This is a genomic window from Mixta sp. Marseille-Q2659 (assembly GCF_940807255.1).
GTDB lineage: Bacteria > Pseudomonadota > Gammaproteobacteria > Enterobacterales > Enterobacteriaceae > Mixta.
Genome location: NZ_CALNWY010000054.1, coordinates 1 through 11,234, shown reverse-complemented (window position 1 = coordinate 11,234; position 11,234 = coordinate 1). Strand labels below are relative to the sequence as shown.

9 protein-coding genes and 1 pseudogene are annotated in these 11,234 nt (G+C 56.9%); 4 read left to right on the top strand and 6 right to left on the bottom strand.

Annotated features, from left to right (window positions below; all coding sequences use genetic code 11):
- Nucleotides 1-740, bottom strand: a 740-nt coding sequence (lolC, locus tag P3C52_RS20460; protein WP_275556702.1) for a lipoprotein-releasing ABC transporter permease subunit LolC, incomplete at its 3' end; no start/stop codon positions are given.
- 242 nt (nucleotides 741-982) lie between these two features.
- On the opposite strand from lolC, the gene P3C52_RS20455 reads away from it, so the two are divergent.
- Together P3C52_RS20455 and mfd are read left to right on the top strand one after the other, a co-directional pair.
- Complete coding sequence (locus P3C52_RS20455; RefSeq protein ID WP_275556701.1) at nucleotides 983-1,192, top strand: hypothetical protein; 210 nt, start codon at nucleotides 983-985, stop codon at nucleotides 1,190-1,192.
- Nucleotides 1,193-1,327: 135 nt separating this feature from the next.
- Nucleotides 1,328-4,776: pseudogene (gene mfd / locus P3C52_RS20450) on the top strand (transcription-repair coupling factor).
- 133 nt (nucleotides 4,777-4,909) lie between these two features.
- On the opposite strand, the gene P3C52_RS20445 reads toward mfd, so the two are convergent.
- Nucleotides 4,910-5,458: a glycine zipper 2TM domain-containing protein gene (locus P3C52_RS20445; RefSeq protein WP_275556700.1), complete on the bottom strand. Its 549-nt coding sequence runs from the start codon at nucleotides 5,456-5,458 to the stop codon at nucleotides 4,910-4,912.
- 372 nt (nucleotides 5,459-5,830) lie between these two features.
- Here P3C52_RS20445 and P3C52_RS20440 point away from each other — a divergent pair, with 372 nt between their 5' ends.
- The gene (locus tag P3C52_RS20440) at nucleotides 5,831-6,442 is read left to right on the top strand and encodes a TetR/AcrR family transcriptional regulator (RefSeq protein WP_275556699.1); all 612 of its coding nucleotides are present in this window, start codon (nucleotides 5,831-5,833) and stop codon (nucleotides 6,440-6,442) included.
- Between the two features lie 201 nt (nucleotides 6,443-6,643).
- Nucleotides 6,644-7,471, top strand: a complete 828-nt coding sequence (locus tag P3C52_RS20435) for an alpha/beta hydrolase (protein ID WP_275556704.1) — start codon at nucleotides 6,644-6,646, stop codon at nucleotides 7,469-7,471.
- Nucleotides 7,472-7,564: 93 nt separating this feature from the next.
- Here the strand turns inward: P3C52_RS20435 and P3C52_RS20430 are convergent, their stop codons facing one another.
- The 4 genes from P3C52_RS20430 to P3C52_RS20415 form a co-directional block, all read right to left on the bottom strand.
- The gene (locus tag P3C52_RS20430; protein ID WP_275556698.1) at nucleotides 7,565-8,869 is read right to left on the bottom strand and encodes an NAD(P)/FAD-dependent oxidoreductase; all 1,305 of its coding nucleotides are present in this window, start codon (nucleotides 8,867-8,869) and stop codon (nucleotides 7,565-7,567) included.
- Nucleotides 8,870-9,089: 220 nt separating this feature from the next.
- On the bottom strand, nucleotides 9,090-9,632 hold the full coding sequence (gene ycfP / locus P3C52_RS20425) for an alpha/beta hydrolase YcfP (protein WP_275556697.1): 543 nt from the start codon (nucleotides 9,630-9,632) through the stop codon (nucleotides 9,090-9,092).
- Between the two features lie 38 nt (nucleotides 9,633-9,670).
- Nucleotides 9,671-10,687, bottom strand: a complete 1,017-nt coding sequence (nagZ, locus tag P3C52_RS20420) for a beta-N-acetylhexosaminidase (RefSeq protein WP_275556703.1) — start codon at nucleotides 10,685-10,687, stop codon at nucleotides 9,671-9,673.
- 78 nt (nucleotides 10,688-10,765) lie between these two features.
- A partial coding sequence (locus P3C52_RS20415) for a phosphotransferase (RefSeq protein WP_275556696.1) occupies nucleotides 10,766-11,234 on the bottom strand: 469 nt, incomplete at its 5' end.

Here is an 11,234-nt window from a genome sequence, read left to right as displayed (position 1 = left end):
TTCCAGACCAGCCCTTTTGCGAGCGGTTGTTGACTGGTGCTGTCCACCGCTAAAGGCTTATCCAGCCACAAACGCCAGCCGGTAATATTGCCCGCCGGATAGCGCATCAGGCGTGACGCATCCTGCTGGTTAACCAACATCTGATAGCCATCAACTTCGCTGTTGGCGGCAAAGGTACCGACCACGTTAAACAGACGCTGACTCGGCAGGCGGCCCATCGGCGTAAACTGACTGGCGGAAGGCACCATCAGACGTAGTTGGTCGCCGCGTTTGACGCCAAGCTGCGCGGCCAGCTGTTCGCCGAGGATCACATTGTACTGACCCGGCTGCAGCGCCTGCTGTTGGACATTAACCAGAAACGGCGTCAGCGGATCGGCTTCGTCCGGCTGAACGCCGAGCATCACGCCCACCGCCACGCTGCGCGCGCTTTGCAGCACCACATCGCCGGTGGTCAACGGCGCAATACGCTGCACGCCCTGCAGGTTCAGGGCGCTGGCGGGCTGCTGCTGAGGATTGATGGAGCCTTTCTCGCTGGTGATCAGCGCCTGCGGCATCAGGCCAAGAATATTGCCCTCCAGCTCGCGCTCGAAGCCGTTCATTACCGATAAGACGGTAACCAGCGCCAGCACGCCGAGAGTAATGCCGATGGTGGAAAGCCAGGAAACAAACCGGCCAAAGCGGTCTGCGGCACGTCCGCGCATGTAGCGCAGACCGATAAATAACGCGACAGGTTGATACATGAGATCCGTCTTATGCGTAGCAAAAAGCAAAAGTAGTCAGGATGATAAAGGAGCCGCCTGCTTTATGGAACCTTTACCGGCCTGAGTGAATGTTAAAGATGCGTCAGAATTTGTCTACCGCGCTGGGCTGCGGGAAAAAGCAGCAGCCGCAACCCGTTGCCTCGCCGTCACCTTAATCTGACCTATACTTTTCCTTACGATTTAAAGGGTTTAATTCGCCGATTATGACAGCGGAGCCGCATATGAGTAAGTATCTAAAAGGCAGTATTGTCAAACATCAGTCCGGGGAAATTCACGGCTTAGTGGCGGCCGTTATCGCACAGGGAAATTTTCCCGCCTGCTATCATGTTCAGTGGGATGACGGTAACTGGAGCCTCCATACCGAAAAAGAGCTGGAGTGGGCTAACGGCGATGACCAGACGACGATTTATCGTACGCCGCCTGCGCGCTAAAGGTTTTTGCCGCGCACGGGGCGCCAGGCCAGAGATGCCCCGCCGGGTAAAAAGCCTGCCTCAGAAGATGATCCCCGTCGCGTTCTGTGGAATGATTGTGCCCCTGAAATAAACCGAGAGACCGTCGAAACGACTATGCCTGAACAGATTCGCTACGCCCTGCCCGCTGCGGCAAACGATCAACGCCAGCTGGGTCAGTTAACCGGTGCCGCCTGTGCCGTTGAATGTGCGGAAATCGCGGAGCGTCACCCAGGGCTGGTGATGCTGATTACGCCCGATATGCAGACCTCGCTGCGCCTGCAGGATGAAATTCAGCAGTTTACCCGCCAGCCGGTCTTCAGCCTGGCTGACTGGGAAACCCTGCCGTTCGACAGCTTCTCTCCGCATCAGGATATTATCTCTTCGCGCCTTTCGACGCTTTATCGCCTGCCGACGCAGGAACGCGGCGTGCTGATCCTGCCGGTAACCACGCTGATGCAGCGCTACTGTCCGCACGATTTCCTGCATGGCCATGCTTTGGTGATGCAGAAAGGGCAGCTTTTGTCACGCGATCGGCTGCGCGATCAGCTGGAACAGGCGGGCTATCGCCACGTCGATCAGGTGATGGAGCATGGCGAATATGCCACGCGCGGCGCGCTGCTCGATCTCTTCCCGATGGGCAGCGAGCAGCCATACCGCATCGACTTTTTCGATAATGAAATCGACAGCCTGCGGCTGTTCGACGTTGACAGCCAGCGCACGCAGGAAGAGGTGGAAGCGATTAATCTGCTGCCCGCCCACGAATTCCCTACCGATAAAGCCGCCATTGAGCTGTTTCGCAGCCAGTGGCGCGAACATTTTGATGTGCGCCGCGAGCCGGAGCATATCTACCAGCAGGTGAGTAAAGGCACCCTGCCCGCCGGGATCGAATACTGGCAGCCGCTGTTTTTCTCGCAGCCGCTGGTGCCGCTGTTTAGCTATCTGCCGCGCAATACGCTGCTGGTCAGCACCGGCGATCTGGAAGCCAGCGCCGAGCGTTTCTGGCAGGACATTATGGCGCGCTTCGAAAACCGCCGCGTCGATCCGATGCGTCCTTTACTGCCGCCGGAAACGTTGTGGCTACGCACTGACGGGCTGTTTGCTGAACTGAAGCAGTGGCCGCGCGTGCGTATGAGCGGCGAGGCGCTGCCGGATAAGGCGGCGAACACCAATCTCGATTATCAGCCGCTGCCGGCGCTGACCGTCGAGCCGCAGGCAAAGGCGCCGCTTGATCATCTGCGCCGCTTTCTTGAGAGCTTTGATGGCGCGGTCATTTTTTCGGTGGAGAGCGAAGGCCGACGCGAAGCGCTGCAGGAGCTGCTGGCGCGCATCAAGCTGCAGCCAAAAACCATTCAGCGCCTCGATGAGGCCGACGCGCCCGGCCGTTATTTGATTATCGGCGCCAGCGAACGCGGTTTTATTGATAACCTGCGCCAGCGGGCGCTGATCTGCGAAGGCGATCTGCTGGGCGAGCGCGTCACGCGCCGCCGCCAGGATACGCGCCGCACCATCAACCCGGACGTGCTGATCCGTAACCTGGCGGAGCTGCATCCGGGCCAGCCGGTGGTGCATCTGGAACATGGCGTTGGCCGCTATATCGGCATGACCACGCTGGAAGCGGGCGGCATTAAAGCGGAATACCTGATGCTGGCCTACGCCAACGACGCCAAACTCTATGTGCCAGTCTCCTCTTTGCATCTGATTAGCCGTTACGCTGGCGGTGCCGATGAGAACGCGCCGCTGCATAAACTGGGCAGTGATGCCTGGTCGCGCGCGCGTCAGAAAGCCGCAGAAAAAGTACGTGATGTAGCGGCCGAGCTGCTGGATATTTATGCCCAGCGCGCGGCCAAAGCGGGCTACGCCTTTAAATACGATCGTGAACAGTATCAGCTGTTCTGCGACAGTTTCCCGTTTGAAACCACGCCGGATCAGGCGCAGGCGATTCATGCGGTGCTGAGCGATATGTGTCAGCCGCTGGCGATGGATCGTCTGGTGTGCGGCGACGTCGGCTTCGGTAAAACTGAAGTGGCGATGCGCGCGGCCTTCCTGGCGGTAGAGAATAACAAACAGGTGGCGGTGCTGGTGCCAACGACCCTGCTCGCTCAGCAACACTACGATAATTTCCGCGACCGCTTCGCCAACTGGCCGGTGCGTATTGAGATGCTCTCGCGCTTCCGCAGCGCCAAAGAGCAGGCGCAGGTGCTGGAGCAAGCCAGCGAAGGAAAAATCGATATTCTGATCGGTACCCATAAGCTGTTGATGAGCGATCTGAAGTGGCGCGATCTGGGGCTGCTGATTGTTGATGAGGAACACCGCTTCGGCGTGCGTCATAAGGAGCGCATCAAAGCGATGCGCGCCGATGTCGATATCCGACGCTGACCGCCACGCCGATTCCGCGCACCCTGAATATGGCGATGAGCGGTATGCGCGATCTGTCGATTATCGCCACGCCGCCTGCCCGCCGTCTGGCGGTAAAAACCTTCGTTCGCGAATATGACAGCCTGGTGGTGCGCGAGGCGATCCTGCGTGAAGTGCTGCGCGGCGGCCAGGTTTATTATCTCTATAACGACGTAGAAAATATTGAGAAAGCCGCCCAGCGGCTGGCGGATCTGGTGCCGGAGGCGCGGATCGCCATCGGCCACGGCCAGATGCGCGAGCGCGATCTGGAGCGGGTGATGAATGATTTCCACCATCAGCGTTTTAACGTGCTGGTTTGCACCACCATTATCGAAACCGGCATCGATATTCCCACCGCCAATACCATTATCATCGAGCGCGCCGACCACTTTGGTCTGGCGCAGTTGCATCAGCTACGCGGACGCGTAGGCCGCTCGCATCATCAGGCTTACGCCTGGCTGCTGACGCCGCCGCCGAAGGCGATGACCGCCGACGCCCATAAACGACTGGAAGCGATCGCGTCGCTGGAGGATTTAGGCGCAGGCTTTGCGCTGGCGACGCACGATCTGGAGATTCGTGGCGCCGGCGAACTGCTGGGTGAAGACCAGAGCGGCCAGATGGAAAGCATCGGCTTCTCGCTTTATATGGAGCTGCTGGAAAACGCGGTAGATGCGCTGAAGGAAGGACGCGAGCCGTCGCTGGAGGATCTGACCAGTAATCAGACCGATATTGAGCTGCGTATGCCCGCGCTGCTGCCCGATGATTTTATTCCCGACGTCAATACGCGCCTCTCCTTCTACAAGCGCATCGCCAGCGCCGACGACCAGCGTGAGCTGGACGATCTGAAGGTGGAGCTGATTGACCGCTTCGGCAATCTGCCGGATGCGGCGCGTAATCTGCTGGATATTGCGGCGCTGCGGCTGAGCGCGCAACGGCTGGGCGTGCGGCGTATTGAGGCCAGCGAAAAAGGTGGCTTTATTGAGTTTGCCGAGAAAAACAGCGTCGATCCGGCGTGGCTGATTGGGCTGCTGCAAAAAGATCCGCAGCAGTGGCGGCTGGATGGCCCGACGCGCCTGAAGTTTACCCGCGACTTAGCCGAGCGCAAAGTACGAATGAGTTGGTTACGCGATCTGATGGAGCAGATGGAGGCACATACGCTCGCCGCTTAAGCGGCGCCTGGTAGTTAAACATCGTCAATGGTTGCTACGGGCAACGTCCTGTAAGCGCCGTGACCGCCGTCAGAAAAGATGGTTTGAAACTGACAATAAAAAACGGGGCCATTTCTGGCCCCGTTTTTTTGGCTTACGCCTGGTTACTGTTGCTGTTAAGAATAAGCTGTCCATTGCGATCCAGCGGAATACGGGTGCCGGGATCGTTTTCCATGCGAATTTTTCCCTGCTGGTCGCCAATTTTATAAGTTACGTCGTAGCCCAGCATTTTTTCCTGTTTGTCGTATACTGTTTTACAACGCTGCTCCGTTGTGGTGTAGGTGTCGCGATCCTGCAAACCGCCCTGCACCTGGTTGCCGGCATAACCGCCAGCCAGCGCACCTGCGACCGTCGCTACATCCTTGCCGTGTCCGCCACCGAACTGATGCCCCAGCACACCGCCCGCGACGGCGCCCAGTACCGATCCGGCGATACGATGTTCATCCTGTACCGCGCGACGATGGGTTAGCGTGACATTGCGACACTCCTGCCGTGGGTTTTTAATCGTTTCCTTGATGGGCGTTGCGGAAATAACCTGTGCGTATTGGGGGCCCGGATTAAAAACATTCATGCTGGCAACGGCAGCCACGCCCAAAGCGGCAACCACACCAATACCCATACCCGCTATCATTGATTTATTCACAGGAAAACCTCCTGACTATGTTACCGCGCAATCCTGCTGCTGCCGGTTCCGTGGCAGTAAGCCATACTCGGCGTGCGCGACTCGCCGTGGTAATTAATAAAAATTTTGCAGACCAGGGTGAAAAGCAGCAATCAGATAAAGAGAGGAAAAGCGCCAAAGCAGGATAAACAGAGTCTTTTCAGAGAGTTCTTAGCAGCCCAGACGTTATCCATAAAGCGATTTGCCGCCACATTTTCCCTGCCCTTTTTTCCGTAAAGTCGGCCCGATCACAAAAGTTTGCCAGGTCGCTGCAAAACATTTTCACCCTTTGCGCTTGCTGCCGGTAAAAAAGCCTGCCATTTTGGAAACAATCATTTCCTTATTGGCGTATTTATGAACCGAACATTTACTCCTGAAACAAAAGAGCGCGGGCGTCCGCGCAGATTCGATCCCGACCAGGCGCTGGATCAGGCGATGCTGGTTTTTCGTCAGAAAGGTTTTCATGCCGCCTCAATGGCCGATTTGAGCGCAGCGATGAATCTAACCGCCGGTAGCATCTATAAAGCGTTTACCGATAAGCGCACGCTGTTTCTGCAGGTTTTTGAACGTTATACCTCTCAGCGCAATGCCGACCTGCGCCAACGGCTGCAGCCGTACGCGACAGGCCGGGAGAAACTGGTGGAGCTATTACGCTTCTATCTCGATTCTGCGCATGAACTGGAGGGAAGACGGGGCTGTTTAGTGGTTGGCAGCGCAACCGAACTTCAGGTGCTGGATACAGAGCTGTCAGCGCTGGTACGCCATGCTGTGAGCCGCAACAAAGCCTTTCTGACCGCCTTACTGCATCAGGGACAGCAAGATGGCTCGGTAGCCACGGGAATCAACGTCGAGGCGGCAGCGGAGCTGATGCTCTGTATTACCTTTGGGCTGCGCGTGGTCGGCAAAATTGAAAATATCGCTGACCGCGAAGCCACTATCAAGCTGGCCATGAAGCTACTGGATTAAAATTTTACCCATTTAGGAAATGATCACTTCCTAAATTTGACCTTTGCCGCAGCGGCAGACAACAGAGGAGCATCAACCGTGTTAAATCAAGATCAACAGGCAATACCGCAACTCCGCCGCACCAGCGCCGAGCCCTTAAGCTGGCAGGATCCTGTTCTGAACGGTTTCATCCATCGCTACGCCACGGTAGACGGCATTCGGATGCATTACGTTACCGGCGGCAATCCACAGGGGGAAACCCTGGTGCTGCTGGCTGGCTTCCCACAGAGCTGGTATGCCTGGCGTCAGGTTATGCAGTTGATGAGCGATAATTACCGGATCATTGCGCTGGATTTGCCCGGCCAGGGCGATTCCGATCGCCCGGAAACAGGCTATGACACCAGCTCACTGGCTGAGAAGGTTCATGGCCTGCTGGCCCAGCTGAGCATCACGCGTTATTTTCTCGCCGCCCATGATGTAGGCGCCTGGGTGGCGTGGCCGTATGCGGCCTTATATGGCGACGAAGTGCAACGTCTGGCTTTGCTGGATGCCGGTATCCCGGGAATTACCTTGCCGGACGCCCTGCCCGTCACGCCGGATAAAGCCTGGAAAACCTGGCACTTCGCCTTTCATATGATTCCCGATCTTCCTGAAGCGCTGATTAGCGGACGCGAACGTATTTATCTGGACTGGTTTCTGAAAAGAAAAACAGCCTGTCCGCAGGCGTTCACGGATGCGGATATCAATGAATATTTGCGTGTGCTGCTTGCCAACGGCGGTTTACGTGCAGGCCTCGCTTATTATCGTTCGGTTGCACTCTCCGCAGCGAAAAACAAAGCGTTGCAGGCACAAGGTCCGCTAAAAATGCCGCTCCTGGCCATCAGCGCCGAGTTCGGATCTATCGCGGATATGGCGGCGCCTTTGCGTCCTTTCGCTCTGGATGTGTCAGGCGTGCTGGTGCCGCATTGCGGTCACTTTCTGCCGGAGGAGCAGCCTCAGGCGATAGCCAGAGAACTGAGCGCGTTTTTCATTCAGGGAAACGTGCTATAGCGGGAAGGTTAAGCATCAGGGCCGACAGGTTAGCCTTATCGTCAGCAGATTGATGTGTGCGTCTGCGCCGCGTAACGGCGCAGACGTAATAGATTAATGCAGTTTCAGACGCGGACGGATCACCCGGTTGATGCTGCCGACCAGCATCATCAGACCGGTTTTAAAGTAGCCGTGCAGCGCAATCTGGTGCATACGGTAGAGCGAGATATAGACGAAACGCGCAATGCGCCCTTCCACCATCATCGAACCGCGCATCAGGTTACCCATCAGGCTGCCGACGGTACTGAAACGGGAAAGCGATACCAGCGAGCCGTGATCCTTATAAACGTAAGGCTTCAGGGAGTGATGACGCATCTGTGCCAGGATATTTTCCAGCGCTTTTGACGCCATCTGGTGCGCTGACTGGGCGCGCGGCGGTACAAATCCGCCGCCGGGCAGCGCGCAGGAGGCGCAGTCGCCGATAGCGAAAATGTCATCGTCGCGCGTGGTTTGCAGCGTCTCTTTCACCACCAACTGGTTGATGCGGTTCGTTTCCAGGCCTCCAATATCTTTCATAAAGTCCGGCGCCTTGATACCCGCCGCCCAGACCATCAGATCCGCCTCGATAAAATCGCCGCTCTTGGTATGCAGCCCGTTGGCATCAGCGCTGGTAACCATAGTTTGTGTCAGCACCTGTACGCCCAGCTTGGTCAGCTCCTGATGAGCAGCGGCAGAAATACGCGCCGGCAGCGCTGGCAGGATGCGCTCGCCCGCCTCCACCAGCGTGACGTTCAGCACCTGGTTATCGAGCCCTTTATAGCCATAGCTGTGCAGCTGTTTGACCGCGTTATGCAGCTCGGCAGAAAGCTCGACGCCGGTGGCGCCGCCGCCGACGATGGCGATATTGATTTTGTCCTGCTGGCCGACGTTCGCGGAGAATTTCAGGAACAGGTTCAGCATTTCATTATGGAAACGCTGCGCCTGATGCGGGTTATCCAGGAAAATACAGTGATCTTTCACGCCCGGCGTACCGAAGTCGTTCGAGGTACTGCCCAGCGCCATGACCAGCGTGTCATAAGGCACTTCACGCGCAGGCACCAGCACTTCGCCCTGCGCATCGCGGATTTCTGCCAGCTGGAGACGCTTATTTTCCCGATCGATATTGGTCAGCGATCCCAGCTGGAACGAGAAGTGATGATTGCGCGCATGAGCCAGATAGCTCAGCGCATCAATGCCTTCGTCCAGCGAACCGGTAGCCACTTCATGCAGCAGCGGCTTCCAGAGATGGCTGTGGTTACGGTCGACCAGTGTAATTTCCGCTTTCTTGCGGCGCCCCAGCTTGTGTCCAAGCTGCGTTGCCAGCTCCAGCCCACCGGCTCCCCCTCCAACGATAACAATTTTTCTTAACGGCGTAGTCAAAAAGACCCCCTTAAAATGTAAACCAAAAGTTAATCAAAGGTTAATAAAAACCTTAGTTAACATAGGGTTGCGAATTTAAATCGCGAGCTGAAATCAGGATAACATGGCGGGGTAATTTGGTCATACCAAATTTGATGCAGATCAATTTTAACGCAGGTAAGTCAGATTACTACGCATAAAAATCGGGACAACGCGGCAGCGCTATCCCGCAAACAGGCTGTCAGCCAAGCGTTTTAAACGCTTTGATACGTTGTAAATGCGAAGAAATGTTGGGGAATTTATGCGGCTGTTCTTCATCCCAGACTATTTCATACCAGGCCTGTAACGCTTCTGCGCTGCGCTGGCTGTCAAGGATACCATCGTGGCGGGAAAGAATGGTCAGGCAGCGGTCGCGGTTCTTTTCACGAAAATTGCTGACGCATTTAGTAGCGATATCCCGGTACTCTTCCGGGCGATCGATTTTGCCGCCCATGTTTTCCTGCGGCCACAGATTGGGATTGAAAATCACCTGCCGAATGTCGCAAAGAAAACCGATACGTTCGGCCCAAAAGCCGCCCAGCCCGACGCCGCAAATTAGCGGACGTTCATCGACATTCAGCATCAGCATCTTATCGGTCTCTTTCAGCAGATGCTGCATGTCGTGCTTAGGATGGCGCGTACTGTAGCTAAGCAGCCGCACATCAGGATCGATAAATTGCAGCTGCAATACTTTTTCATGGTTACCCGGACTACTGGAATCAAAACCGTGCAGATAAATAATCATGGTTATCCTCACCCTTGATTAGCCTGCCGGGCATCCCGTTAGTTGCCCGACGCCTTATGCGCCAGCCAGCGCGCCTGAAGCGCACTCAGCTGCTGGCTGGCACGCTGCCAGCGTGAAGCATCAAGCAGCTGCTGGCGATTGAATGATTTCTGATGGTACAGACGGCTTATCTGCTCTGCTTTGATCGGCGGCAGATTATCCAGCACGCTAACCGCGCCCTTGCGGTCGTTGCAGACCAGAATCATATCGCAGCCCGCCTCCAGTGACGCCTGGGCGCGCTCGGCATAGCTGCCCATAATCGCGGCGCCTTCCATCGATAAATCATCAGAAAAAATGATGCCCTTAAAGCCCAGCTCGCCGCGCAGCACCTGCTGTAGCCAGTAAGCGGAGCCGCTGGCCGGACGCGGATCTACCTGAGTATAGATAACGTGCGCGGGCATAATCGCATCCAGCGCGTTTTCCGTAATCAGCTGCTGAAAGATCGCCATATCGTGCTGGCGAATCGTGGCGGCATCGCGATCGTCGCGCGGCGTCTCTTTATGGGAATCGGCGCTGACCGCACCGTGGCCCGGAAAATGTTTACCGGTGGTTTTCATGCCCGCTTCCTGCATTCCGGCAATAAAGCGGCGCGCCACGCGCAGCGCAATCTGCGGATCCTGATGGAATGCGCGATCGCCGATCGCCGCACTGATATGGCCAATATCCAGCACCGGCGCGAAACTGATGTCGATATCCATCGCTATCATCTCTGCCGCCATCAGCCAGCCCGCTTCCTGCGCCAGCGCATCGGCCTGCTCCGGGCTGTTCAGGGCGGCAAACGACTGCATAGCCGGCAAGGTGGTGAAACCGTCGCGAAAACGCTGTACGCGCCCGCCTTCCTGATCGACCGCCACCACCAGGCGCGCATGAGAGGCGGCTCGGATTTGACGCACCAGCTCGGCAAGCTGCGCGGGATCGTGATAGTTGCGCGCGAATAAAATCAGCCCGCCCACCAGCGGGTGCGCCAGAATTTCGCGCTCTTCGGCGTCCAGCTCATAACTTGCCACGTCCAACATAACCGGACCGGGTATCGACATGATGATTCCTCCTGTAAAAACTGGCGCACATCATAGCCGGAATGGATTAGTCGCGCGCTAAATTTGTCGCCAGGCGGCCAACGCCAGCTGATGCAGCGTCGCATCGCCGCTCTGCTCCCAGCGCAGCTGATACCAGCTCGCCATCAGCAGCCGTAGCCAGGGCTGCCAGCATCTGACCTGACGCCTGAGCATGGCGAGATTAAGCTGATTCGCCTGCGCATATTCCGCCAACAGCATCGCCTGCTGATCAATATCCAGATCGTTGCCGCCGATTAACGCCGCCAGCTCCAGCGCAACATCGCCGTCGGCAGCATATTCCCAATCAATCAGGCGTAGCGGCTGAGTCAGCAGGTTGCCCGGATGAATATCCATATGCAGCAGCGCCAGCCGTAACGGCGCGGGCTCGCCCTGCCGCGTCAGCTGTTGTAGCCGCCGCAGCCAGCGTGGATGCCGCTCCCGGCACTGCTGCCAATAGTGCCATAACAGGGGTAACAGCCGCAGGCGGTAGCCGCTAAACGGCTGACGG